This window comes from Pseudomonas sp. SC11 (assembly GCF_047039205.1).
Lineage (GTDB): Bacteria > Pseudomonadota > Gammaproteobacteria > Pseudomonadales > Pseudomonadaceae > Aquipseudomonas > Aquipseudomonas boreofloridensis.
The window spans coordinates 4,646,371-4,670,321 of sequence record NZ_CP178183.1 but is presented as its reverse complement, the minus strand read 5'-3'; the positions used below and the strand labels follow the sequence as shown (position 1 = coordinate 4,670,321).

Sequence of the window (23,951 nt, the reverse complement as noted above, 5' to 3'; positions counted from 1 at the left end):
CTCAGTCGAAGCTGCCTTCGCCGCCGGACTTGCGCTTGCTGCCACTGCGCTTGCGCTTGCGCGTGGTCGAGGCGCCGTCATCGCGGCTGCCCAGTTCGCGAATCATGTCGCGGCGTTCGCTGTCGTGGGCATCCTGGTAGTCGGTCCACCACTGGCCAAGGTCGTCGGTTTCCTCGCCGGCGCTTTCGCGCAGTAGCAGGAAATCGTAACCGGCCCGGAATCGTGGGTTGTCCAGCAGCATGTCGGCGCGTTTACCACTGCGCCGTGGCAGGCGCTCCTGCATGTCCCAGATCTCGCGGATCGGCAGGGTGAAGCGCTTGGGAATCGCGATGCGCTGGCACTGCTCGGCGATCAGGTCGTGGGCGGCTTCGTTCATCGCCGGGATTGGCGGCACTCCCTGACTCTGCAGGAACAGCGAGCGCGCTGGGAGGGCAGGCCAGAGCAGAGCAGCGAACAGGAAGGCTGGGGTGACCGGCTTGCCTTGCTTGACGCGCAGGTCCGTGTTGCTCAACGCCTGGCTGATCAAGGTGTGGGTGTAGCTTGGGCGTTCGTCCAGCGCTTGGGCGCTGGCTGGGAACAGCGGCTCGAACAACTGCAAATCGACCAGCATCTCGAAGGCAATCGCCCCGTGGCCGGACAGGAACAGCTTCAACACTTCCTCGAAAAGGCGTGCTGGCGGGATCTCGCGCAACAGCTTGGCCAGGTCGCGGATGGGCTGAACGGTATGTTTTTCGATGCCGAAATCCAGCTTGGCGGCGAAACGCACCGCCCGCAGCATACGGACGGGATCTTCCTGATAGCGATGAGTAGGATCGCCGATCAGGCGCAGCAAACGGTTGCGGATGTCGTGCACGCCATTGGCGTAGTCCAGGATGCGCTCGCTGACCGGATCGTAGTACAGCGCGTTGATGGTGAAGTCGCGGCGCTGGGCATCGTCTTCGAGCGTGCCGTAGACGTTGTCGCGCAGAATGCGTCCGCTGGAGTTGTGCGACGAACGGTGGGTGTCGCCTTGGTCTTCCTCGCTGTGGTGGGCACGGAAGGTGGCAACCTCGATGATTTCGCGGCCGAAATGGATATGCACCAGCTTGAACCGGCGACCGATGATCCGCGCATTGCGAAACTCGGCGCGGACCTGCTCGGGTGTGGCGCTGGTGGCGACATCGAAGTCTTTGGGGGCGATGCCCAGCAGCAGGTCACGCACGCAGCCGCCGACCAGATAGGCCTGGTACCCAGCGCTCTGCAGGCGCTCGACGATGCTCACGGCGTGGCGGCTGAACTGGCTGCGCTGGAGCGAGTGCTGGCTCTGATTGATCACCTCAGGCGTGGTGCGCCTGTGCTGACCACGGAGGGGAGGACGGAACGACTGGAACAGCTTCTTCAGCATGGGATGCACTGTATGAAGGAATGTTCGGCCAAGACTAGGAGAATGGCCGCATGATGGCGGGGGATTCTAGCATTTACTGTCGGGATGGTGTAGGCGGTGCCGTGAAGAGATTCTGACGGGGGTGGAAACGACAAGGGGAGCCTAAGCTCCCCTTCAAGTCGTTGCGTGCTCTTATTGTTTTTTTATCGGGCTTCTTGTTTTTGTTGAGTGCCCTGTCCACCGATATTTACGCTGTGGACGACCCCATGTTCGGGGTGAAGAGCAAACGGATTGCTTTGGTCGCTGAGTCATGCTGATCATTCGATCCAACCAGTTCAGGCGCTGCTTTAGTGCAGTGTTGTTGTTCTCAGCCTGGTTGTGGGGCAAGCCCAAACACAACGCCTCTCCAAAAGAATCAGTTAGCTGCGCCTCCGCCGTCTTGTTCTTGTTATGCGTGAGTCGTTTCGTCTTGTTCTTATTTTGAATTGCCGTGCTTGTTATTGTTCTTGTACGAAAGATATAGCAGGTGCCGTGCCAACTTTGTGAGGGCCAATGAAATCGGGGGTTTGGGCGATTTTAGGCGTGATGCTTGTCGGCGAAATGATGAGATTTCGTTACCGTATGCCTCGGTTTGTTACGCCAAGGGCGGACGAGGTAACAGATTTTTCACGTCAGAGGGGTGTTGCGGGATGGCACGGTGAAGGCGGGGGCTCGGCGGGACATGTCCGGTGCTACACGTTGGGCGTATCCCGCGTCGCGAATGATCAGTTTTCGCTGGCTACGTTACTCTTGCGTCGCGGGATACCCAGGCGCTGGCGCCGTTCCCACAAGCACTTGCGACTGACGCCGAGTTTTCGTGCCAGTTCGGTTTCGGTCATGTGGTCCTGATGCTCGAGTACGAAATGCTGGAAATAGTCTTCCAGCGACAGGTCCTCGGTAGGTTCGTGGCTGGCGTTGCTGGTGCTGGCGCCACCTGCTGGGTGAAGACCTTCGAGCATGTCGTCGTCCAGGTCGGCCAATTCGATATCGATGCCCAACAGATCGGCCGATATTTCCGGACTTTCGCTGAGGATGACTGCCCGCTCGACCGCGTTTTCCAGTTCACGCACGTTCCCGGGCCAATGGTAATGACGAATGGCCTGCTCGGCATCGGCCGCGAAATGCAGGTCGTCGCGGCCGATGCGTGCGCTCTGGCGAGCGAGGAAGGCATCGGCGATCTGGTTGACATCGCTCCCGCGCTCGCGCAGGGCCGGCAACTTGAGGGCGATGACATGCAGGCGGTAGTAGAGGTCTTCGCGGAACTGTCCTGCTTTGGCAAGGTTCTTCAGGTCACGGTGGGTAGCGGCGATCAGGCGCACATCGACCTTTTGCGACTGCACCGATCCGACCCGGCGGATCTCGCCTTCCTGAAGCACACGCAACAGGCGAGCCTGGGCCTCTAGCGGCAACTCGCCGATTTCGTCGAGGAACAGAGTGCCACCGTCTGCCGCCTCCACCAGGCCGGCGCGGCCGGCGCTGGCACCGGTGAAGGCGCCTTTTTCGTGGCCGAACAGCTCGGATTCGATCAGGGTCTCCGGGATCGCCGCGCAGTTGACGGAAATCATCGGCGCCTTGGCGCGGCGCGAGAGGTTATGCAGCGCGCGCGCCACCAGCTCCTTGCCGGTGCCGGACTCGCCTTGGATCAGCACATTGGAGTCGGTGGGCGCGACTTTGCGGATTTTACTGAACAGGTCCTGCATGGGCGCACAGGCGCCGATGATGCCGATCTCGCCATTGGCCGGGGCATTCATGGGCTTTTCGGCTGCCCCACCCTTGCTGGTGCGGCTTGGTTCGGCGGCAGTGGTGGCGCTGGCGAAAGCACTTTGGCGGTCGCGCAGAATGCGGGCGACGGCTTGCAGCATTTCATCGTGGTCGAACGGTTTGGCGATGTAGTCCACCGCGCCCATCTTCATCGAATCGACTGCCGAGCGCAGGCTGGCATAGCTGGTCATGATCAACACCGGCTTGCCTTCTCCGAGCTTGATCAGTTCGGTCCCGGGAGCGCCGGGCAGGCGCAGGTCGCTGACGATCAAATCGAAGGAGGCAATGCTGAAGCGCTCCTGGGCTTCCTGTACCGAGCCGGCTTCGCTGACCTGATACTGGTTGCGTTCCAGCAGTCGGCGCAGGGCCGAGCGAATGATGGTTTCGTCTTCGACGATCAGAATGTGCGGCATTGATTCAATTCTCTCGACGGTCTCGAATGTCAGGGGACGTCGCTACGACATGCCGGGGCAGGGTCACGCGGATCCGTGTGCCACATTGCCGATCAGGATCGGCCGGGCTGTCGATGGTGATTTGCCCATAATGCTCTTCCACGATGGAATAGACCAGCGCAAGCCCCAGTCCGGTTCCTTCGCCTGGATCCTTGGTGGTGAAGAACGGCTCGAACAGGCGATCCATGATGTTTTTCGGAATGCCGCTGCCTTCGTCTTCGACGATCAGGTCGACGGTGTGTTCGCTCGCTTCGCTACGCACACGCACCGCACTGCCCGGGGGCGAGGCATCGCGGGCGTTGGACAGCAGGTTGATCAGTACCTGGGCCAGGCGCTGCGGATCGCCTTCGGCCCAATGGTCGGGGTCACACAGGTTGAAGAACTGCACCTCGAAATTGCGCCGGTTCAGGGCCAGTAGCCCGATCGCATCCTGCGCCACCTCGGCCAGGGCCACCGGTTCTTCGTTGTTCTGATGGCTGCCACCGGCGTGGGCGAAGCTCATCAGTGACTGGACAATGCGTGACACGCGCTTGGTCTGCTCAAGGATCTGGCTGGACAGCTCGATGATCTCACCGTCGTCTTCGCGTTCCTCGCGCAGGTTCTGCGCCAGGCAGGCGATGCCGGTGATCGGGTTGCCGATTTCGTGGGCCACGCCCGCCGCCAGGCGACCGATGCTGGCCAGGCGTTCGGAGTGCACCAGCTTCTCCTCCAGCGCCTGGTTTTCGGTGAGGTCTTCGACCAGCAGCACCAGGCCGCTGTTGCCCGGAGCCAGCGGTTCGTCGATCGCCGCCTTGTGCAGGTTCAGCCAGCGCGGCTGGCCGTCGAGCGCCAGGCGTTGTTTGTGCAGGTGCTCGTCAGGCAGGTTGATGAAGCCTTCGAGCAAACCGCGCCAGGGTTCGGCGATGGTGATCAGGCGCGACCCCACCACATGCTTGGCGGCGATTCCGGTCAGTTCCTCCATGGCCTTGTTCCACATCAGGATCTCTTGATCCTTGGCCAGCGAGCAGACGCCCATGGGCAGTTCCTGAAGCGTCTGGCGGTGATAGCGGCGCAGGGCGTCGAGTTCGGCGGCAAGGCCGGTCAAGCGCGAGTGGTAGTCTTCCAGCCGGCTTTCGATGAAGTGGATGTCTTCGGTGACGTAGTTCTCGTTCCCGGACTTGTAGGGCAAGAAAGTCTCGACCATGTCTTGGGCCACGCTGGGACCCATGAGTCCCGAAAGGTTGGCTTCGATGCGATCACGTAGTCGACGCAGGGCGTAGGGACGGCGCTCGTCGAACGGCAGGTAGAGGTCGCGCAGGGCCTGCTCGACCTCTTTCTGTGCGGCCTTGGCCCCCAGCGGCTTGGCCAGTTGGGTGGCGAACTCCTGGGGTGAGGCAGCGTGCAGTTCGCGACGCTGTGGGCGGCGCACGTTGTCCACGGCACAGGCCTCGGCGGCGCTGACTTCCTCGCTGCTGGCATTGGTGAACAGCGATATCAAGGTAAACAGCAGGACGTTGGCGGCCAGCGAAGCGATGGCTGCCATGTGCCAACTGGTGTCGTCCAGTACGTAGATCATGTCCAGCAAGGGAATGTAGAAGCCTTGCACGTTGCCCAGCAGTGGCAGCAGCATGGTCACCAGCCAGACCAGGGTGCCAGCCAGCAGGCCCGCGATGAAGCCGCGGCGGTTGGCGGTCGGCCAGTACAGCACCGAGAGCACGCCGGGCAGGAACTGCAGGGTGGCGACGAAGGCGACGATGCCAAGATTGGCCAGGCTCTGGTGGGTATTCTGGGTCAGGTAGAAGACGAAGCCCGCAGTGATGATCGCCACGATCAGGGCGCGACGGGTCCACTTCAGCCAGCGGTAGATATTGCCCTCGGCCGGTGGCTGGTACAGCGGCAGCACCAGGTGATTGAGCGCCATGCCCGACAGCGCCAGGGTGGTGACGATGATCAGGCCGCTGGCGGCGGAAAGCCCGCCGACATAGGCCAGCAAGGCCAGCGCTTCGTTATTGGCAGCGATGCCCAGGCCTAGTGTGAAGTACTCTGGATTGGTGCTCGCGCCCAGGCGCAGACCGGCCCACAGCACCAGCGGCACCGCCAGGCTCATCAGCAGCAGGAACAGCGGCAGGCCCCAACTGGCACTGACCAGGGCGCGGGGACTGAGGTTCTCGGTGAAGGCCATGTGGTACATGTGCGGCATGACGATGGCCGAGGCGAAGAATACCAGCAGCAAGGTGCGCCATGGGCCTTCCTGCAGCGGGGTGTGCAAGGCTGCCAGTGCGGTCTGGTTCTGCAGCAGCCAGACTTCCAACTCGTGCGGACCTCCGAACACGCCGTACAGCGCATACAGGCCGATGCCGCCCAGTGCCAGCAGCTTGATGACCGACTCGAAGGCGATGGCGAACACCAGGCCTTCGTGTTTTTCGCGGGTGGCGATGTGCCGCGAGCCGAAGAAGATGGTGAACAGCACGATCAGCACACAGAAGGCGAAGGCGACCCGTGCCTTGACCGGTTCGCCGGTGAGGATGCTGATGGAGTCGGCCACCGCCTGTATCTGCAGGGCCAGCAGCGGCAGCACGCCAATCAGCATGATCACCGTGGTCAGGGCGCCGGCCCAGGTGCTGCGAAAGCGAAAGGCCAGCAGGTCGGCCAGCGAAGAGAGCTGGTAGGTGCGGGTGATCTTGAGGATCGGATAGAGCAGAACGGGGGCCAACAGAAAGGCGCCGGACACGCCCAGGTAGCAGGCAAGGAAACCATAGCCGTATTGGTAGGCCAGGCCTACCGAGCCGTAGAAGGCCCAGGCGCTGGCGTAGACGCCCAAGGACAACGTGTAGGTCAGGGGATGGCGGATGACCGAGCGCGGGATCAGCCCGCGCTCGCTGATCCAGGCCACGCCGAACAGCACCAGCAGGTAGGCGGCGCTGATCAGGATCATCTGGGTCAGGCTAAAGCTCATCGGCATCTCGTTGGCTCTGCAGGATGAAGGTGACGACGATCAGGATCAGCCAGAGCAGGTAAGGGCGATACCAGGCTCCGGTCGGTTCGATCCACCAGTCCATGATGGCCGGGGAGAACAGGTAGATCCCCACGACCAGAAGCAGGACCAAGCGATAGATATACATGCGGGCCTCGATGGCAAGGTGCTGCGCAAGTGAGCTTCTTATTATTGGCGCAAATGTCCGGGGCGATGCTAGCGGGATTCGCACTCGTTCGCCAAGGATTTGAATTGGCTGGGCTTTTTATCACGCAGAAAGGCGCGGTGGCCGGCGGGTGCGCCGTGGCATCAGCTCAGTTCGGCCTCGGGTAACGAGGGCCGCGCCGGGATCGCGTCGGGGCGCCATTGCGCGATCGCTTGGGCCAGCACCTCACTGGGGGGCGCGCTCGACAGCGTTGCCGGTGCCTGCTGACCCAGCGCTCGAAGTGCTCGTAGCAGCAGCGGTGTCGCCTGTTCGGCCGGCAGCGGCGGCGAGCGGTAGGTCTTGCCCAGTTTGTGCCCGTCAGGTTGGGTGATCAACGGGATGTGCAGGTAGCGCGGCTGCGAGAAGCCGAGCAATTCCTGGAGGTACAGCTGGCGCGGCGTGTTGTCGAGCAGGTCGGCGCCACGCACGATGTCGGTAACTCCCTGCCAGGCATCGTCCAGGACCACCGCCAGTTGATAGGCGTACAGTCCGTCGCGACGCTGGATGACGAAATCGCCCACCTCGCGGCCCAGATGCTGCTCGAAGCGACCTTGCACGCGGTCGTCGAAGCGGTAGATCAGTTCAGGGACCCGGATGCGGATGGCCGCGTTTTCGCGAGCATGGCCCGCGTTGCGACAAAAGCCGGGATAGAGGCCGCCATGTCCCTCGAGCTGCTTGCGCGAGCAGGTACAGGCGTAGGCCAGGCCCATGCTGAACAGCCGATCGACCACGGCGGCATAGGCGTCGTGGCGCTGACTCTGGAAGACCACCTCGCCGTCCCAGTGCAGGCCGTAGCGCTCCAGCGTCTGCAGAATGGCGTCGCGCGCGCCAGGCATCTCGCGGGGCGGGTCGGTGTCTTCCATGCGTAGCAACCATCGGCCGCCTGCGGCGCGTGCGTCGAGCCAGGAGGCCAGGGCGGCGACCAGTGAGCCGAAGTGCAGGAAACCGCTGGGAGTGGGGGCGAAGCGGCCTATATAGCGGGAGTCTTTCATGGGCATGTCAGGCATATAAATGAAATGGGGCGCTAGATGCGCCCCATTCGGATGAAGTCAGGATCAGCCCTTGCCGGCCGATTTTTCCTTCTTCTCGGCAATTTCCTTGCAGTCGAAGCACAGGTCGGCCGTTGGGCGAGCTTCCAGCCGGCGCAGGCCGATCTCGATACCGCAGGTGTCGCACCAGCCGTATTCCTCGTCCTGGATTTTCTGCAGGGTCTTGTCGATCTTCTTGATCAACTTGCGTTCGCGATCGCGGTTGCGCAGTTCAAGCGCGAATTCTTCTTCCTGGCTCGCACGGTCGGCCGGGTCCGGGAAATTCGCCGCTTCGTCCTTCATGTGGTCCACAGTGCGGTCCACACTGATCATCAGCTCGCCTTTCCAGGCGCTGAGCAGCTTGGTGAAGTGCGCGCGCATGGGAGTGCCCATGTATTCCTCACCCTTGGTTTCGACATAGGGCTCGACACCGTACATGGTCTGACCGGTTTTTTGCTTTTCTACGGTGGACATGAATAGACCGCCTCTCACTCATCTGATCCAATGCGCAGGATGCTCCATTTCCGGCGACCGCCGGCCCTGCGACTGCGAGCCGCCGAACTTACCAGATAGGTCGGGGGTTGCGCTAGCCCGCCCGATCCGAGGTATTGACAGCGGCCCGCAGCGTCCGTTCTGTGTCGGTCGACAGTAGAATCATCAGTCTAGTCCCAAACGAGAGAAGGTCATGGCCTATCCCTACAGCGCGCGCAGTCGCGCCATCGAACCCTTCCATGTCATGGCCCTGCTGGCACGGGCCAATGAGCTGCAAGCGGCAGGTCATGATGTGATTCACCTTGAGATCGGCGAGCCGGACTTCACCACCGCCGCGCCGATCGTCGAGGCCGGTCAGGCCGCGCTGGCCGCCGGCCACACCCGCTACACCGCCGCCCGCGGTCTGCCGGCGTTGCGCGAGGCGATCGCCGGTTTCTATGGCCAACGCTACGGCGTGTCGGTCGATCCCGAGCGTGTCCTGATCACCCCCGGAGGCTCCGGTGCATTGCTGCTGGCCAGCAGTCTGCTGGTGGACCCAGGCAAGCATTGGCTGTTGGCCGACCCTGGATATCCGTGCAATCGCCATTTCCTGCGTTTGGTGGAGGGCGGCGCGCAACTGGTACCGGTGGGGCCGGAAGTGAATTACCAGCTCAACGCCGACCTGGTGCAGCGCCACTGGAACCAGGACACCGTCGGTGCCTTGGTGGCCTCACCTGCCAATCCGACCGGCACGGTGCTGGATCGCAACGACTTGGCCAGCCTGTCTCAGGCCACGCGCGAGCGCCATGGGCATCTGGTGGTGGACGAGATCTATCATGGCCTGACCTACGGCATGCAAGCGCCCAGCGTGCTGGAGGTCGATAACGAAGCCTTCGTACTGAATAGTTTTTCCAAGTATTTCGGCATGACCGGTTGGCGCCTCGGCTGGCTGGTCGCGCCGCCCTCGGCGGTGGCCGATTTGGAGAAACTGGCCCAGAACCTCTACATCAGCGCCCCGAGCATGGCCCAGCATGCGGCGCTCGCCTGTTTCCAGCCCGACACCCTGGCGATTCTCGAAGAGCGCCGTGCGGCGTTCGCCCGCCGCCGTGATTATCTGCTACCTGCCCTGCGCGGGCTGGGCTTCGGAATCGCCGTAGAGCCGCAAGGCGCTTTCTATCTATATGCCGACATCAGCGCCTTTGGCGGCGACGCCTTCGCGTTCTGCCGGCATTTCCTCGAAACAGAGCATCTGGCCTTCACGCCCGGCCTGGATTTCGGTCGCCACCAGGCCGGCCACCATGTGCGCTTTGCCTACACCCAGAGCCTGCCGCGTCTTGAGCAGGCGGTGCAGCGCATCGAGCGCGGTCTGCGGAGCTGGCAAGGCTGATGCGCTTCGATCCTCCACTCGAACGGGCGCGCCTGCTGCGCCGCTATAAGCGCTTCCTTGCCGATATCGAACTGGACAGTGGCGAGCACTTGACCATTCACTGCCCGAACACCGGCTCCATGCTCAACTGCATGCGTGAGGGTGGACAGGTATGGTTCAGCCGCTCCAACGACCCGAAGCGCAAGCTGCCCGGCACCTGGGAGATCAGCGAGACGCCGCAGGGGCGCCTGGCCTGCGTCAACACCGGTCGGGCCAACGCCTTGGTCGACGAGGCCCTGCGCGCTGGCGTCATCGCCGAACTGGCCGGCTTCACCGCGCTGCGGCGCGAAGTGGCGTATGGCGAGGAGGGCAGTCGCATCGATTTTCGGCTCGAATTCGCCGAGGGCCCGGCCTACGTCGAAGTCAAGAGCGTCACCCTGGGCTATCCCGACAGCACGGTGGCTGCCTTTCCGGATGCCGTGACCCAGCGCGGCGCCAAGCACTTGCGCGAGTTGGCGGCATTGGCGCGCCAGGGCATTCGCGCGGTGCAACTGTATTGCGTCAATCTCACAGGGATAGAGGCGGTACGCCCGGCCGAGGAAATCGATGCGGCCTACGCCAAGGCGTTGCGCGCTGCGGTGGCTGACGGCGTCGAAGTATTGGCTTATGGCGCGCGCCTGGATGCCGAGCAGATCGTGCTCGAACGTCGCTTGCCGGTGCTGCTCAATCCTTGAGCCAGATGCCGCTGCTGTCCTCATGACAGTCCAGTGCGTGCAGGGCTTCGCCTTCGCAAGGCCCGGCGATGCACTCGCCGGATTCGATCAGGAACAGTGCCCCATGATGGGCACAGTGAATCAGGCTGGCGCTGTCGTCGAGAAAGGCCTGCTCATCCCAATTCAGCGCGATGCCGCGGTGTGGACAGCGGTTTCGGTAGAGGTAGACCCGACCCTGACGGCGCACGCCGAACAGCGATTGACCGGCTACGCTGAAGGCGCGGCTGCTGCCTTCGGCTAGTGATTCGGTGGGGCAGAGGAAATGCATGGTAGGCGTAACTCTCGAAAGCGGTAGTCGCTTGACGCATCAATGCGAATAATTATCAAATTGACCGTATTCACTGCGTCAGCCTTCCTATGGTGCGCAGTTCTGCCGAGGGCCTCAAGGTGCTCGGCTGTCTTCTGCGAGGTAACCCGATGATGCGTCGTACGGCTGCTCTATTCATCCTCTTGGCCGGCTTTACGCTTTCGACCCAGGCGTTGGCTGAAGCTCCCGCCCAGCGCTGGGTCAGCGCGGGCGGTGCGCTGAGCGAATGGATCAGTGCCCTGGGAGGTGAGTCGCGTCTGGTCGGCGTCGACACCACTAGCCAGCATCCGCCGTCGCTCAAGGCCTTGCCGAGCATTGGCTATCAACGCCAGCTGTCGGCCGAAGGCATTCTGAGCCTGCGTCCCGATGTGCTGGTGGGGACTGAAGAAATGGGGCCGCCGCCGGTGTTGGCGCAGGTCCGTGCGGCGGGCGTGCGTGTCGAATTGTTTTCCAGCGCAGCCGATCTGGCAGCAGTGGACCAGAATCTTGCGCACCTGGGTGAGTTGCTCGGAGCCCAGCAACAAGCCCGCGAGCTGACGACCCGCTACCATCGTGAGCTCGAGGCACTGAGCACCAAGATCGAACAGGCCCAGGCTCACCAGCGCGCGCCAGGCGTGCTGCTGCTGGTCGGGCATGCCGGTGCCAAGCCGCTGATCGCGGGGCAGGGCACGGCAGGCGATTGGCTATTGCGTCAAGCGGGTGCGCGCAACCTGGCCGATCATCAGGGTTACAAGAACTTTTCCGTCGAAGCGCTGGCTGGGCTGGACCCGGATGTGGTGGTGTTCTCTGACCGTGCCCTGGCGGGTGACCAGGCGCTCGCTGCTTTGCTCAAGGAGAATCCGGGGCTTGCTGCGTCGCGTGCGGCACGCGACAAGCGCCTGCTTTCGCTGGATCCCACCTTGTTGGTCGGTGGTTTAGGGCCACGCCTCCCAGCCACACTGCATGAGCTGGCAGCGGCGTTCTATCCGGCAGACAAGGCCAGTTTCGCCCCATGAGGCAACGCGTCCGCCCGCGCGCGCTGTTCATCGGTCTTACCCTTCTGTGCGTGCTGGCGGTGTGGTTGTCACTGGCACTGGGGCCGGTCAGCCTGCCGTTGCTCGACGTCCTGCGCGCAGGCGCACGATTGCTGGGGTTGCCGCTCCAAGGCGCGGGGCTTGAGCAGGCCGAGCTGATCCTCGGTCAGATTCGCCTGCCGCGCACGTTGTTGGGACTGGCGGTTGGCGCCGTGCTGGCACTGTCCGGTGTGGCCATGCAGGGGCTGTTTCGCAATCCGCTGGCCGACCCCGGCTTGGTCGGTGTCGCCAGTGGCGCGGCGTTCGGTGCCGCCGTCGCCATTGTCGGTGGAAGCTGGGTGGGTGGCTTACCCGACCTCCTGGCGCCCTACTTGCTCTCGTTCTGTGCGTTCATAGGTGGGCTCGGCGTCACTGCGTTGGTCTATCGCCTGGGCCGACGTGACGGGCAGACGGACGTCGCCACCATGCTGTTGGCCGGTATCGCCATGACCGCGCTGGGTGGTTCGGCAGTCGGGCTGTTCACTTATCTGGCGGATGACGCCACTTTGCGGACCTTGACCTTCTGGAACCTGGGCAGTCTCAACGGCGCCAGCTATCAGCGTCTGTGGCCGCTGCTGCTCGTGGCGCTGGGCGTGAGTCTGTGGCTGCCGCGTCGGGCGCGGGCGCTCAATGCTTTGTTGCTGGGCGAGTCGGAGGCCCGTCATCTGGGTATCGAGGTCGAGGCACTCAAGCGCGAACTGGTGTTCTGCACGGCCCTGGGCGTGGGTGCGGCGGTGGCTGCGGCGGGGTTGATCGGGTTTGTCGGACTGGTTGTGCCGCACTTGGTGCGACTGCTTGCAGGGCCGGACCACCGTGTACTGCTGCCGGCCTCGTTGCTGGCTGGCGGCGCGCTGCTGCTGTTCGCCGACTTGGTGGCGCGGCTGGCGCTGGCGCCTGCCGAGTTGCCCATCGGTATCGTCACGGCATTCATCGGTGCACCCTTCTTTCTGTTCCTATTGGTCAGGAGGAACCGCTGATGCTCGAAGTCGAGGGCTTGTCGCTCAGCCGAGGCGGTGCCGAAGTCCTGCGTGATATCAACCTGCAGTTGCGCGCCGGGAAGGTGTTGGGCGTACTGGGACCCAATGGTGCAGGCAAAAGCAGCCTGCTGGGGAGCTTGAGCGGTGAGCTAGCGCCCAGTCAGGGTCAGGTCAGGCTGCATGGGAGGGACCTCGCGCAGTGGTCGGGCCCAGAGCGCGCTCGGCGCCTGGCGGTGTTGCCGCAAGCGTCCAGTCTCGGATTCGCTTTCAGCGTCGAAGAGGTGGTGGGCATGGGGCGCTTACCTCACGACAGCGGGCAACAGTCTGACCGGCAGATCATCGACGCGGCGCTGGAGGCCGCCGATGTCTTGCATCTGAGCGCGCGCAACTACTTGGCACTGTCCGGAGGCGAGCGCCAGCGCGTGCACCTGGCGCGGGTACTGGCCCAGTTGTGGCCCGGTAACGAAGGCGCGATTCTACTGCTCGACGAACCCACCTCGGCGCTGGATCCGCTGCATCAGCATACGACCCTGCAAACGGTGCGGCGATTCGCGGATTGCGGAGCGTCCGTTTTGCTGATTCTGCACGATCTGAATCTGGCAGCGCGCTACTGCGACCATATCCTGTTGCTTGAGCAGGGCAGGACCCATGCCTACGGAGCGCCCACCGAGGTGCTCACACCCCAGGCGCTGAAATCGGTGTTTGGCATCGATGTGCTGGTGCAGGCGCATCCAGAATTGGGGCATCCGCTGATCATCGCCCGCTGACGTTGTTGGCACGGGTGTGTTCGATCAACGAGCGTTGTCCAGGCAAAAAAAGACCCGGCAAATTGCCGGGTCAATAACCGTGATTAGCCTGATGAGGAGATAATCTGAGAGTCCGAACCAGGGGCTTTCAGTTTACCCAACCAGTCTCGCGACCAGTTGTGATAATCATAACGATTCTCATTTCGTGGTCAACCTCTTTTTTCACTCGTCACGATTTTTTTTGCGGGACCGTCTTGGCATCCAACTGCTGGTTCAGCGCTTGTTTGCGCTCGGCCGGCAGGTCATTCCAATGCATGTCCAGCAGTGCGGCTTCTATGGCGTACAGCAATACCTTCGAGGCACGGAACCCTCGGGTCTTGACTGCCTGGTACGCGCCGACCGCACCCAGGCGGCGCAGGTCGGATACGCTGTGGATGCCGGAGGCATGCAACCACTGCGCAGAGGTCTTGCCCAGATTCTTCAGATGCTGCAACTCATCATTCATCGAGCCTCCTTGCGCTGGCCGATCGGTTCTGTGGATAAATCGCGAACGGTCAGACTGGAGTGTAGCGGGGCTTGGCACAGGCGCGGCCTTTCGCCATCGGATGACGACGGACTGCCCATGTGCCACTTCGATCACCCCGCGCTTGTCACAAACCCGGCAGGCGCTGGCGGATCTGCTCGATCAACTGGTCCATGCTGGCGCTTTCATGGGTATCGACACGCTTGCCGTGGACCGCTTCCTCGTCGTCCAGTGGCTCGCGACTGGCTTGTTGAGCCTTGACGACCTCCAGCGTGGCGTCGGATGGATCGACATTTTCCGTCTGACGCTGCTCAAGCCAACTGATGATGACCGCCTCGGGGGCTTGGCAGTCGAGGATCAGGAAAGGCACGCCTGTGCTACTGGCCACATTCGCTACGGCCTTGCGCTGTTCGCGCTTGAGGTAGGTGGCGTCTAGCACGACGGGGAAACCGGCGCGCAGGATGGTGTCTGCCAGAGCGTTCAGGCGCTGGTAGGTCGCTGTACTTGCTTCCTGGTCGTAGATCCCGGCTTGCAACTCGCCGGTACTGTGTACGGGCTGTTCACCGAATAGACGCTTGCGCTCCACATCCGAGCGTACGCGAATCGCTCCCAGCGATTCCACCAAGCGCATGGCCACGTGGCTCTTGCCCACCGCCGAGACGCCATGGGTAATGGCCAACAGGCGCGAAGGAATGGCGCTGTAGCTTTCAGCCAGATCGGCGTACTTGCGGTAGGTGCGCAGGGTGGTGGCGCGTTGCATGCCGTCGGCGTCAGGCGCCATGCTGAACAAGGCGACCTTGGCCCGCACCAGGGCCCGGTAGGCCTTGTAGAAGTTCAGCAACTCCAGGCCCTGGTAATCGCCGGTCAGCTCCAGGTACTGACTGATGAAGCGGCGAGCCAGGCACTTGAGGCCACGGTCTTCCAGGTCCATGGCCAGGAATCCGACGTCGGCGTAGACGTCGGTGAGGCGAAACGGCTCGTTGAACTCGATGCAGTCGAAGATCACCACCTTGCCGTCGATCACGGTGGCATTGCCCAAGTGGATGTCACCGTGGCATTCACGAATGAAGCCGTCGCGTTTGCGCGCTTGCAGCAGGCCGTGCAGCCGGTCGAAGCTGCTGCGCGCCCAGGCTTGCAGGGCATCGAGCTGCTGCAGGTCGGCCTTGTCGGTGAGGAAAGGACGGATCTGCTCGAAATTCTGCTCGACCGGCGCCATCACTGATTCGGGTGTGCCCAGGGGGTGCTCGACCGGCACCTGCGGCGCCTGCAGATGGAATTCGGCGATCTGCCGGGCCATCTGGTCGATATGTCCGGCGTTCAGTTCACCGTTGGCCTGCAGCGTGCCGAGCATCTGGCCTTGGGGGAACTGGCGCATTTTCAGGGCGTATTCGATCGCCTTGCCCGTGCCGCCGATCTGTGGCGCGTCGGCGCTGCCCGTGATCGGCAGCACTTCCAGGTAGAGGCCGTCGGTCAGGCGCTGATTCAGGCGCAACTCTTCGTTACAGAAATGCTGGCGTTGCTCCAGCGTGGTGAAATCCAGAAACCCGAAGTTCATCGGTTTCTTGATCTTGTAGGCATATTCGCCCGTGAGCAGCACCCAGGAGATGTGCGTCTCGATGAGCTCGAAACCCTCGACGGCGTGAGGGTAGAGGGCGGGGTTCTGCAGCGCGCTGATCAGGGCTTGGCTCACGGAGATCCTTCCGGGGGTCAGGGAATTCGAAGCTCACATTATGGTCAATGCAGCCGCCCCTGCCTACCGCCGCAGGCCGACCCCAGCCTTCGCAAAGTGCGTATAATCCGCCGTCATGACTCGAACTCGAAATCCCCGAACTCCGAAAAAACGTCCGCCCAGCCGCTCCCGCGTCTGGCTGGGCTGGGCGCTGAAGCTCAGCCTGGTCGGCCTGGTGGTGATCGCCGGCTTTGCGGTGTATCTCGACGCTGTCGTCCAGGAGAAGTTCTCCGGCAAGCGCTGGACCATCCCGGCCAAGGTCTATGCTCGGCCGCTGGAGCTCTTCACAGGCCAGAAGCTGAGCAAGGATGACTTCCTCACCGAACTCGATGCCCTGGGCTATCGCCGTGAGACCGCCGTCAACGGTCCTGGTGAAGCGTCGGTCAACGGTGGCACGGTGGACCTCAACACCCGTGGCTTCCAGTTCTACGAAGGCATGGAGCCTGCGCAGTTCGTGCGCGTGCGCTTCTCCGGCGATTATGTGGCCGGGCTGGCGGGCGCCAACGGTGCCAAGCTCGATGTGGTGCGGCTGGAGCCGCTGATGATTGGCGGCATCTACCCGAAAAATCTCGAAGACCGCATTCTGATCAATATCGATCAGGTGCCGCCGTACTTGCTGGAAACCCTGATCGCGACCGAAGACCGCGATTTCTACAGTCACCACGGTGTGTCGCCCAAGTCGATTGCCCGGGCCATGTGGGTCAACACTTCGTCCGGCGCCATGCGCCAGGGCGGCAGCACCTTGACTCAGCAGTTGGTGAAGAACTTCTTCCTGACCAACGAGCGCAGCCTCAGCCGCAAGCTGACCGAAGCGATGATGGCCTTGCTGCTGGAACTGCACTACGACAAGCGCGAGATCCTCGAAGCCTATTTGAACGAAGTGTTCGTCGGTCAGGATGGTCAGCGTGCGGTACACGGATTCGGGCTTGCCAGCCAGTTCTTCTTCAGCCAGCCGCTGTCCGAACTGAAGCTGCACCAGATCGCGCTGCTGGTGGGCATGGTCAAGGGGCCGTCCTATTACAACCCTCGGCGATATCCGGAGCGCGCATTGCAGCGTCGCAACCTGGTGCTCGACCTGCTGGCCCAGCAAGGTGTGGCCAGTCAGGAGGTCGTCGATGCCGCGAAGAAGATGCCGTTGGGTGTCACCAAGCGCGGCAGCCTTGCAGACAGCTCCTTCCCGGCGTTCCTCGACCTGGTCAAGCGTCAACTGCGCCAGGACTATCGCGATGAAGACTTGACCGAGGAAGGCCTGCGGATTTTCACCAGTTTCGATCCGATCCTGCAGATGAAGGCTGAAACGGCCATGACCGACACCTTCAAGCGTCTGGCCGGCCGCAAAGGTGCTGATGAGGTCGAGTCGGCGATGGTGGTGACCAATCCGGAAACCGGCGAAGTGCAGGCGCTGATCGGCAGTCGGCAGTCGGGCTTCGCTGGCTTCAATCGGGCCATCGATGCCGTGCGCCCGATCGGTTCCCTGGTCAAGCCCGCGGTTTACCTGACCGCGCTCGAACAACCGAACAAGTACACTTTGACCAGTTGGGTGCAGGACGAACCGTTCTCGGTCAAGGGCGCCGATGGTCAGGTCTGGCGTCCGCAGAACTACGACCGCCGCCCGCACGGCACCATCTACCTCTATCAGGGCTTGGCCAACTCCCTCAACCTGTCCACGGCCAAGCTCGGCCTGGAGGTGGGGGTGCCCAACGTACTCAAGACCATCGGCCGCCTCGGTGTGAAGGTGGACTGGCCTGCATTCCCCTCGATGCTGCTGGGCGCCGGTGGCATGTCGCCGATGCAGGTTGCGACCATGTACCAGACCATTGCCAATGGCGGCTTCAATACGCCGATGCGCGGTATTCGCAGTGTGCTGACCGCCGAGGGCGAGCCGCTCAAGCGCTACCCGTTCCAGATCCAGCAGACCTTCGACCCCGGCGCCATTTACCTGGTGCAGAACGCCATGCAGCGGGTGATGCGCGAGGGCACCGGACGCTCGGTGTACAACGTGCTGCCGAATAACCTGACCTTGGCAGGTAAGACCGGCACCAGCAACGATTCGCGCGACAGTTGGTTCTCTGGGTTCAGCCAGGATCTGCTGGCGGTGGTCTGGCTTGGCCGCGACGACAACGGCAAGACGCCCTTTACGGGTGCTACCGGTGCGCTGCAGGTGTGGACCAGCTTCATGCGCAAGGCCGATCCGCTGCCGTTGGACATGCCGCAGCCGGACAACGTGGTCCTGGCCTGGATCGACCCGCACAGCGGCCAGGGCTCGGATGCCAGCTGTCCGGGAGCGGTGCAGATGCCGTATATTCGCGGCAGCGAACCAGCGCCCGGCACGGCCTGTGGCGGCGAGCAGAATCCTGCCGAGTCGGTCATGGACTGGGTCAAGGGCTGGATGAATTGAGTGGCTGTATTGAAGAGGGTATGACGTGAACAAGTGGTGGTTTCCTGCCTTGACCGCGCTGGCCGTGTTGCACGGTTGCGCCAGCGTCCCGCGTGGCGCCATACCCGTGGTGGATTCGAGCACCCGGGTCTCGAACAGCGAGCGCGTGACCGCCAATCGGGGTGCGCCGGTGCGGGCACCGAGCGGCGGCACGTCCCAGGCTCAGTCGCTGCCTGAAGACTCGGGCGTCACCGTGATGATCCCGCAAGGCGCGGGCTCGACGCCGATCCAGACCTACCCGGCACAGACCGGTGCTGCGCCCTTGAGCACCGGCCCGATCACCACCAGCCCTAACCCGGCCGGTGATGAGCCGTTCGATATCGCCGCCATGAACAATGCGCCAGCGGCCAGCAGTGCGCCGACCGGCATTCCGCGTAGCAGTGCCGGTGGACTGTCGGCGGACGAGCAGCTCGATGGGCCGGTACTCGCCTTGCTCACCACTGCCCAGCAGCAGCAGGGCGGCGGCGATTTCAATGGCGCCGCGTCGAGCCTCGAACGTGCCCAACGTATCGCTCCGCGTGAGCCACAGGTGCTGTTCCGCCTGGCCCAGGTGCGACTGTCCCAGGGTGATGCCGCGCAGGCCGAGCAACTGGCTCGCCGGGCGTTGACCTATGCCAACGGCCGCCCTGATCTGCAAGCCGAGTTGTGGAACGTCATCGCCCAGGCCCGTGACAAGCAAGGTGACAGTGCTGGCGCGGCGTCGGCCCGTCAGAAGGCGCGGACCGCGTCGTGATGGAGCAGCGTATCCTCGACATCGCCGATCATCTGCTACTGATCGAGCGGGAGCTGCAGATCCAGGGTTGGTGGGATGAGCATCCGCCCAGCCCTGAGGCACTTGCCAGCAACGTACCCTTCGCAGTCGACAGCCTAACATTCGAGCAATGGCTGCAATGGATTTTCCTGCCACGCATGAAGTTGATTCTCGAGCATGGGCATCCCCTGCCCAACGCGTCGGGGATTCTGGTCATGGCCGAAACCGTGTTTGCTCATCGCCCTGAAGAAAGTCGTGAGCTTCGGCGGCTGCTGGCCACATTCGACGAATTGATCACGCCATCTGCCTGATTTTCTCTGTTTTTGCTTCCGGGGCCGCAGATTGTGGCCCTTTTTTATGGAAATCTTTATTTTCCTGCTGCATCACTGCTTTTTAGTGGTGGATGAAATTGAACTCTTGGGAAAACTGGCAATAATTTTTCTTGACTTGCACGCGCTGAATCAGAAGAATCCAGTTTCCGCTGTAGGGGGACTGCCAGAAGCAGACCCGCTAGGCAGATCATGAGGCGCACACCCGCGCCGACTCGCTACACCCCGCAACGCGTTACCTCGCGCTGGGTGGGAAAACCCCGCAACACTCTGGGGCGCTCCCAATACTTGCTCAGTCAGTGCTGACGTTCGCTCATGCTCTGCTTGGCAGTAAACCTATTAAGACCCGCCCGGATGGGGCGGTATTCTGGCGTTTTAGAGGTGAACAACGTGGAGCTTTTATCTGGCGCTGAGATGGTCGTCCGCTTCTTGCGTGACGAAGGCGTTAAGCACATCTACGGGTACCCTGGCGGTGCTCTCCTGCATGTTTACGATGCCCTGTTCAAGGAACCGGAAGTCGAACACATCCTGGTTCGTCATGAGCAGGCGGCCACCCACATGGCCGACGGCTACGCCCGCGCCACCGGCAAGGCGGGTGTGGTGCTGGTGACCTCCGGTCCCGGGGCGACCAATGCCATCACCGGCATCGCCACCGCCTATATGGACTCGATTCCGATGGTCATCCTGTCGGGCCAGGTGCCGAGCACCATGGTCGGCACCGATGCCTTCCAGGAAACCGACATGATCGGGATCTCGCGGCCGATCGTGAAGCACAGCTTCATGATCAAGCACCCGACCGAGATCGCCGAGACGCTGAAGAAAGCCTTCTATCTGGCTCAATCCGGCCGTCCGGGCCCCGTCGTGGTCGACATTCCGAAGGACATGACCAACCCGGCCGAGAAATTCGAATACGTCTACCCGAAAAAGGTCAAGCTGCGCTCCTACAGCCCAGCCGTACGTGGTCACTCCGGGCAGATCCGCAAGGCGGCCGAGATGCTCGTGGCCGCCAAGCGCCCCATCATCTATTCCGGTGGCGGCGTGATTCTGGGGGGCGGTTCTGCGGCGCTGACCGAAATCGCCAAGTCACTGAACCTGCCGGTGACCAATACCCTGATGGGATTGGGCGGCTTCCCGGGCACTGATCGCCAGTTCCTCGGCATGCTAGGCATGCACGGCAGCTACACCGCCAACCAGGCGATGCACAATGCCGATGTCATCCTTGCGGTCGGCGCGCGCTTCGACGACCGTGTGGTCAATGGACCGGCCAAATTCTGTCCGAATGCCAAGATCATCCACATCGACATCGACCCGGCGTCGATTTCCAAGATGATCAAGGCCGATGTGCCGATCGTCGGCCCAGTCGACAGCGTGCTCAGCGAGATGCTGACGATCCTCAAGGAAATCGGCGAAAAGCCTGAGAAGGTTGCGCTGGATGCCTGGTGGAAGCAGATCGACGAATGGCGCGGTGATCGCGGTCTGTTCCCTTACGACAAGGGTGACGGCAGCGTGATCAAGCCCCAGCAGGTGATCGAGACGCTGTGCGAAGTGACCCAGGGCGATGCCTTCGTCACATCCGACGTGGGCCAGCACCAGATGTTCGCAGCGCAGTACTACCGTTTCAACAAACCCAACCGCTGGATCAACTCCGGTGGCCTGGGCACCATGGGCTTCGGTTTCCCGGCCGCCATGGGCATCAAGCTCAACTTCCCGGATCAGGACGTGGCCTGCGTGACGGGTGAAGGCAGCATCCAGATGAACATTCAGGAACTGTCCACCTGCATGCAGTACGGCCTGCCGGTGAAGATCGTCAACCTGAACAACGGGGTGTTGGGCATGGTTCGCCAGTGGCAGGACATGGCCTACAACGGCCGTCACTCCCACTCCTACGTCGAGTCGCTGCCTGACTTCATCAAGCTGGCCGAGGCATACGGCCATGTGGGTATTCGCATCACCCGCCTGGAAGACCTCAAGCCGAAGCTGGAAGAGGCCTTCGCGATGAAGGACCGCCTGGTGTTCATCGACATCGCGGTGGACCGGTCCGAGCACGTCTATCCCATGCAGATCAAGGATGGCTCGATGCGTGACATGTGGCTGAGCAAGACGGAGCGTACCTGATATGCGGCACATCATTTCCCTGCTGCTGGAAAACGAACCCGGTGCCTTGTCGCGCGTGGTTGGTCTGTTCTCCCAGCGCAACTACAACATCGAAAGCCTGACCGTGGCACCGACCGAGGACCCGACGTTGTCGCGCCTCACCTTGACCACCGTGGGCCACGACGAAGTGATCGAGCAGATCACCAAGAACCTGAACAAGCTGGTGGAAGTGGTCAAGCTGGTCGACCTCTCGGAGAGCGCCCACATCGAGCGCGAACTGATGTTGGTCAAGGTCAAGGCCACCGGCGCTCAGCGTGCCGAGATCAAGCGCACCACGGACATTTTCCGTGGCCAGATCGTGGACGTCACCGCCAGCGTGTATACCGTGCAACTGAGCGGAACCAGCGACAAGCTGGACAGCTTCATTCAGGCGATCGGCACCGCATCGATTCTCGAAACCGTGCGCAGTGGCGTCACCGGCATTGCCCGTGGCGACAAAGTCCTCAGCATCTAACTACATCCAATTAGCGATGGCCCTGCGGGGCCGAGATATAACCAGGGGTATTTCCATGAAAGTGTTCTACGACAAAGACTGCGACCTCTCCATCATCCAGGGCAAGAAAGTCGCCATCATCGGTTACGGCTCCCAAGGTCACGCCCAGGCGTGCAACCTGAAGGACTCCGGTGTAGACGTCACCGTCGGTCTGCGTAAAGGTTCGGCCACCGTCGCCAAGGCAGAAGCCCACGGCCTGAAAGTGGCTGACGTGGCCTCGGCCGTCGCCGCTGCCGACCTGGTCATGATCCTGACCCCGGACGAATTCCAGGGCACCCTGTACAAAACCGAAATCGAGCCGAACATCAAGAAAGGCGCTACCCTGGCCTTCTCCCACGGCTTCGCCATCCACTACAATCAGGTCGTTCCGCGTGCCGACCTCGACGTGATCATGATCGCGCCGAAAGCGCCGGGTCACACCGTTCGCTCCGAGTTCGTCAAAGGCGGCGGTATTCCTGACCTGATCGCTGTTTACCAGGACGCCTCGGGCAACGCCAAGAACGTCGCACTGTCCTACGCCGCAGGTGTCGGTGGCGGCCGTACCGGCATCATCGAAACCACCTTCAAGGACGAGACCGAAACCGACCTGTTCGGCGAGCAGGCCGTTCTGTGCGGCGGCACCGTTGAGCTGGTCAAGGCCGGTTTCGAAACGTTGGTCGAAGCCGGTTATGCGCCGGAAATGGCCTACTTCGAGTGCTTGCACGAGCTGAAGCTGATCGTCGACCTCATGTACGAAGGCGGCATCGCCAACATGAACTACTCGATCTCCAACAACGCCGAGTACGGTGAGTACGTCACCGGCCCTGAAGTCATCAACGAAGAATCCCGCAAGGCCATGCGCAATGCCCTCAAGCGCATCCAGGACGGCGAGTACGCGAAGATGTTCATCAGCGAAGGTGCTACCAACTATCCGTCGATGACCGCCAAGCGTCGCAACAACGCAGCCCACGGTATCGAAGTGATCGGCGAGCAACTGCGTTCGATGATGCCTTGGATCGCGGCCAACAAGATCGTCGACAAGACCAAGAACTGAGTCTTGCTCGAATAGATGAAAAACGCGGCTTCGGCCGCGTTTTTTCGTTTAGGCCGCCCGCATCTGGTATAAAGCGACCAGAGGTCGGCTGTCAGAACCTGTTTCGCCGGCCCATGTCGAATCTATTCCACCCCGTTGCAAGGTACTTTTCATGACCGAACGTCCCGAAGAGCCGAACAAGCCCTCCGACGCCGAAAGCCTGCTACCTGTCGATGAGCATGTCGAAGAAGGTCACGATGCCGAAGGGCGCAAGGTCCGGCACCGCGGTATCTACCTGTTGCCCAACCTGTTCACCACCGCCAACCTGTTCGCCGGTTTCTACTCGATCATCAACTCCATCAGCGCGCAAAGCGCTCTGAGCGCGGGCGATCCGCGCGAGGCGAGCAAGTATTTCGCTTTCGCGGCCATCGCCATCTTCGTTGCCATGGTGCTCGACAGTCTCGATGGCCGCGTGGCACGCATGACCAACACCCAGAGCGCCTTCGGTGCCGAGTATGACTCGCTGTCCGACATGGTCGCCTTTGGTGTGGCGCCCGCCTTGCTGGCCTTCGGCTGGGCACTGGGTGACATGGGCAAGGTCGGCTGGATGGTTGCCTTCATCTATGTGGCGGGTGCCGCACTGCGTCTGGCCCGTTTCAATACTCAGGTTGGCACGGCCGACAAGCGCTACTTCATCGGCCTGGCCAGTCCGGCAGCGGCAGGTGTAGTGGCCGGTACTGTCTGGGCCTTCAGCGATTACGGCATCCAAGGTTCGAAATTATCCTTCCTGGTCGCGCTGCTGGTTGCGGCCGCCGGCATGCTGATGGTCAGCAACATCAAGTACAACAGCTTCAAGGAACTCGACCTGAAAGGCCGTGTGCCGTTCGTTGCCATCCTGGCCGTGGTATTGGTGTTCGCCGTGGTATTCAGTGATCCGCCACGCATCCTGCTGCTGATCTTCCTCGGTTATGCGATCTCCGGCCCCGTGCAGTACTTGCTGCGCACCCGTCGGCGCAAGAACTGAAAAATA

General features: G+C 62.2%; 21 protein-coding genes. 12 read left to right on the top strand and 9 right to left on the bottom strand.

All coding sequences use genetic code 11. The features are described from left to right. Position 1: 1 nt before the first annotated feature. From ACK2SD_RS20875 to dksA, 6 genes are all read right to left on the bottom strand, one after another. Positions 2-1,384, bottom strand: coding sequence for a polynucleotide adenylyltransferase PcnB (locus ACK2SD_RS20875; RefSeq protein ID WP_039575148.1), 1,383 nt, complete (start codon positions 1,382-1,384; stop codon positions 2-4). Positions 1,385-2,127: 743 nt separating this feature from the next. After that, on the bottom strand, positions 2,128-3,576 hold the full coding sequence (locus ACK2SD_RS20870) for a sigma-54-dependent transcriptional regulator (RefSeq protein ID WP_412460735.1): 1,449 nt from the start codon (positions 3,574-3,576) through the stop codon (positions 2,128-2,130). 4 nt (positions 3,577-3,580) lie between these two features. After that, positions 3,581-6,556, bottom strand: a complete 2,976-nt coding sequence (locus ACK2SD_RS20865; RefSeq protein ID WP_162889489.1) for a sensor histidine kinase — start codon at positions 6,554-6,556, stop codon at positions 3,581-3,583. Next, positions 6,540-6,716, bottom strand: a complete 177-nt coding sequence (locus ACK2SD_RS20860) for a hypothetical protein (RefSeq protein WP_003250005.1) — start codon at positions 6,714-6,716, stop codon at positions 6,540-6,542. The genes ACK2SD_RS20865 and ACK2SD_RS20860 overlap by 17 nt, the downstream gene beginning before the upstream one ends. A gap of 161 nt (positions 6,717-6,877) precedes the next feature. Further along, positions 6,878-7,765, bottom strand: a complete 888-nt coding sequence (gene gluQRS / locus ACK2SD_RS20855) for a tRNA glutamyl-Q(34) synthetase GluQRS (protein ID WP_039575215.1) — start codon at positions 7,763-7,765, stop codon at positions 6,878-6,880. 63 nt (positions 7,766-7,828) lie between these two features. After that, positions 7,829-8,275 (bottom strand): RNA polymerase-binding protein DksA, encoded by a 447-nt coding sequence (dksA, locus tag ACK2SD_RS20850; RefSeq protein ID WP_412460734.1) that lies wholly within the window; start codon positions 8,273-8,275, stop codon positions 7,829-7,831. Between the two features lie 211 nt (positions 8,276-8,486). Here dksA and ACK2SD_RS20845 point away from each other — a divergent pair, with 211 nt between their 5' ends. Beyond that, positions 8,487-9,659, top strand: coding sequence for a pyridoxal phosphate-dependent aminotransferase (locus ACK2SD_RS20845; protein ID WP_412460733.1), 1,173 nt, complete (start codon positions 8,487-8,489; stop codon positions 9,657-9,659). Then, positions 9,659-10,372, top strand: coding sequence for a DNA/RNA nuclease SfsA (gene sfsA, locus ACK2SD_RS20840; protein ID WP_039575220.1), 714 nt, complete (start codon positions 9,659-9,661; stop codon positions 10,370-10,372). The genes ACK2SD_RS20845 and sfsA overlap by 1 nt, the downstream gene beginning before the upstream one ends. On the opposite strand, the gene ACK2SD_RS20835 is transcribed toward sfsA, so the two are convergent. Further along, positions 10,362-10,679, bottom strand: a complete 318-nt coding sequence (locus tag ACK2SD_RS20835) for a Rieske (2Fe-2S) protein (protein WP_029612661.1) — start codon at positions 10,677-10,679, stop codon at positions 10,362-10,364. The genes sfsA and ACK2SD_RS20835 overlap by 11 nt on opposite strands. 149 nt (positions 10,680-10,828) lie before the next feature. On the opposite strand from ACK2SD_RS20835, the gene ACK2SD_RS20830 reads away from it, so the two are divergent. From ACK2SD_RS20830 to ACK2SD_RS20820, 3 genes are read left to right on the top strand one after another with little or no spacing between them, the layout of a single operon-like run. Continuing rightward, a complete protein-coding gene (locus tag ACK2SD_RS20830) occupies positions 10,829-11,713 on the top strand; it encodes a heme/hemin ABC transporter substrate-binding protein (protein WP_412460732.1) in 885 nt (294 codons plus the stop codon). Positions 11,714-11,763: 50 nt separating this feature from the next. Beyond that, positions 11,764-12,747: an iron ABC transporter permease gene (locus tag ACK2SD_RS20825; protein WP_317871456.1), complete on the top strand. Its 984-nt coding sequence runs from the start codon at positions 11,764-11,766 to the stop codon at positions 12,745-12,747. Continuing rightward, a complete protein-coding gene (locus tag ACK2SD_RS20820; RefSeq protein WP_412460731.1) occupies positions 12,747-13,514 on the top strand; it encodes a heme ABC transporter ATP-binding protein in 768 nt (255 codons plus the stop codon). The genes ACK2SD_RS20825 and ACK2SD_RS20820 overlap by 1 nt, the downstream gene beginning before the upstream one ends. 208 nt (positions 13,515-13,722) lie before the next feature. Here ACK2SD_RS20820 and ACK2SD_RS20815 read toward each other — a convergent pair whose 3' ends face one another. Further along, positions 13,723-13,998 (bottom strand): TfoX/Sxy family protein, encoded by a 276-nt coding sequence (locus ACK2SD_RS20815; RefSeq protein ID WP_029612657.1) that lies wholly within the window; start codon positions 13,996-13,998, stop codon positions 13,723-13,725. 145 nt (positions 13,999-14,143) lie between these two features. Then, positions 14,144-15,706 (bottom strand): AAA family ATPase, encoded by a 1,563-nt coding sequence (locus ACK2SD_RS20810; RefSeq protein ID WP_029612656.1) that lies wholly within the window; start codon positions 15,704-15,706, stop codon positions 14,144-14,146. Positions 15,707-15,821: 115 nt separating this feature from the next. Between ACK2SD_RS20810 and mrcB the strand changes: the two genes are divergently transcribed. From mrcB to pssA, 7 genes are all read left to right on the top strand, one after another. Further along, the gene (mrcB, locus tag ACK2SD_RS20805; protein ID WP_412460730.1) at positions 15,822-18,143 is read left to right on the top strand and encodes a penicillin-binding protein 1B; all 2,322 of its coding nucleotides are present in this window, start codon (positions 15,822-15,824) and stop codon (positions 18,141-18,143) included. Positions 18,144-18,168: 25 nt separating this feature from the next. After that, a complete protein-coding gene (locus ACK2SD_RS20800; protein WP_295480976.1) occupies positions 18,169-18,915 on the top strand; it encodes a tetratricopeptide repeat protein in 747 nt (248 codons plus the stop codon). Continuing rightward, entirely contained in the window at positions 18,912-19,244 is a 333-nt protein-coding gene (locus tag ACK2SD_RS20795; protein WP_412460729.1) for a YqcC family protein, read from the top strand. Before ACK2SD_RS20800 ends, ACK2SD_RS20795 begins: the two co-directional genes overlap by 4 nt. A gap of 408 nt (positions 19,245-19,652) precedes the next feature. Beyond that, positions 19,653-21,377 (top strand): acetolactate synthase 3 large subunit, encoded by a 1,725-nt coding sequence (locus tag ACK2SD_RS20790; RefSeq protein ID WP_412460728.1) that lies wholly within the window; start codon positions 19,653-19,655, stop codon positions 21,375-21,377. Between the two features lies 1 nt (position 21,378). Beyond that, positions 21,379-21,870: an acetolactate synthase small subunit gene (ilvN, locus tag ACK2SD_RS20785; protein WP_003250040.1), complete on the top strand. Its 492-nt coding sequence runs from the start codon at positions 21,379-21,381 to the stop codon at positions 21,868-21,870. Between the two features lie 55 nt (positions 21,871-21,925). After that, positions 21,926-22,942 carry a ketol-acid reductoisomerase gene (gene ilvC / locus ACK2SD_RS20780; RefSeq protein WP_039575260.1) on the top strand — a complete coding sequence of 339 codons (1,017 nt, stop codon included), beginning with the start codon at positions 21,926-21,928 and terminating at the stop codon, positions 22,940-22,942. Positions 22,943-23,093: 151 nt separating this feature from the next. Further along, positions 23,094-23,945 (top strand): CDP-diacylglycerol--serine O-phosphatidyltransferase, encoded by an 852-nt coding sequence (gene pssA / locus ACK2SD_RS20775; RefSeq protein WP_029612651.1) that lies wholly within the window; start codon positions 23,094-23,096, stop codon positions 23,943-23,945. Positions 23,946-23,951 lie beyond the last annotated feature (6 nt).

Bases quoted from the DNA above. Each gene is read 5' to 3' on its own strand.
- ACK2SD_RS20875 (WP_039575148.1), bottom strand. From the start codon at position 1,384: ATGCTGAAGAAGCTGTTCCAGTCGTTCCGTCCTCCCCTCCGTGGTCAG.
- ACK2SD_RS20870 (WP_412460735.1), bottom strand. From the start codon at position 3,576: ATGCCGCACATTCTGATCGTCGAAGACGAAACCATCATTCGCTCGGCC.
- ACK2SD_RS20865 (WP_162889489.1), bottom strand. From the start codon at position 6,556: ATGCCGATGAGCTTTAGCCTGACCCAGATGATCCTGATCAGCGCCGCC.
- ACK2SD_RS20860 (WP_003250005.1), bottom strand. From the start codon at position 6,716: ATGTATATCTATCGCTTGGTCCTGCTTCTGGTCGTGGGGATCTACCTG.
- gluQRS (WP_039575215.1), bottom strand. From the start codon at position 7,765: ATGAAAGACTCCCGCTATATAGGCCGCTTCGCCCCCACTCCCAGCGGT.
- dksA (WP_412460734.1), bottom strand. From the start codon at position 8,275: ATGTCCACCGTAGAAAAGCAAAAAACCGGTCAGACCATGTACGGTGTC.
- ACK2SD_RS20845 (WP_412460733.1), top strand. From the start codon at position 8,487: ATGGCCTATCCCTACAGCGCGCGCAGTCGCGCCATCGAACCCTTCCAT.
- sfsA (WP_039575220.1), top strand. From the start codon at position 9,659: ATGCGCTTCGATCCTCCACTCGAACGGGCGCGCCTGCTGCGCCGCTAT.
- ACK2SD_RS20835 (WP_029612661.1), bottom strand. From the start codon at position 10,679: ATGCATTTCCTCTGCCCCACCGAATCACTAGCCGAAGGCAGCAGCCGC.
- ACK2SD_RS20830 (WP_412460732.1), top strand. From the start codon at position 10,829: ATGATGCGTCGTACGGCTGCTCTATTCATCCTCTTGGCCGGCTTTACG.
- ACK2SD_RS20820 (WP_412460731.1), top strand. From the start codon at position 12,747: ATGCTCGAAGTCGAGGGCTTGTCGCTCAGCCGAGGCGGTGCCGAAGTC.
- ACK2SD_RS20815 (WP_029612657.1), bottom strand. From the start codon at position 13,998: ATGAATGATGAGTTGCAGCATCTGAAGAATCTGGGCAAGACCTCTGCG.
- mrcB (WP_412460730.1), top strand. From the start codon at position 15,822: ATGACTCGAACTCGAAATCCCCGAACTCCGAAAAAACGTCCGCCCAGC.
- ilvN (WP_003250040.1), top strand. From the start codon at position 21,379: ATGCGGCACATCATTTCCCTGCTGCTGGAAAACGAACCCGGTGCCTTG.
- ilvC (WP_039575260.1), top strand. From the start codon at position 21,926: ATGAAAGTGTTCTACGACAAAGACTGCGACCTCTCCATCATCCAGGGC.
- pssA (WP_029612651.1), top strand. From the start codon at position 23,094: ATGACCGAACGTCCCGAAGAGCCGAACAAGCCCTCCGACGCCGAAAGC.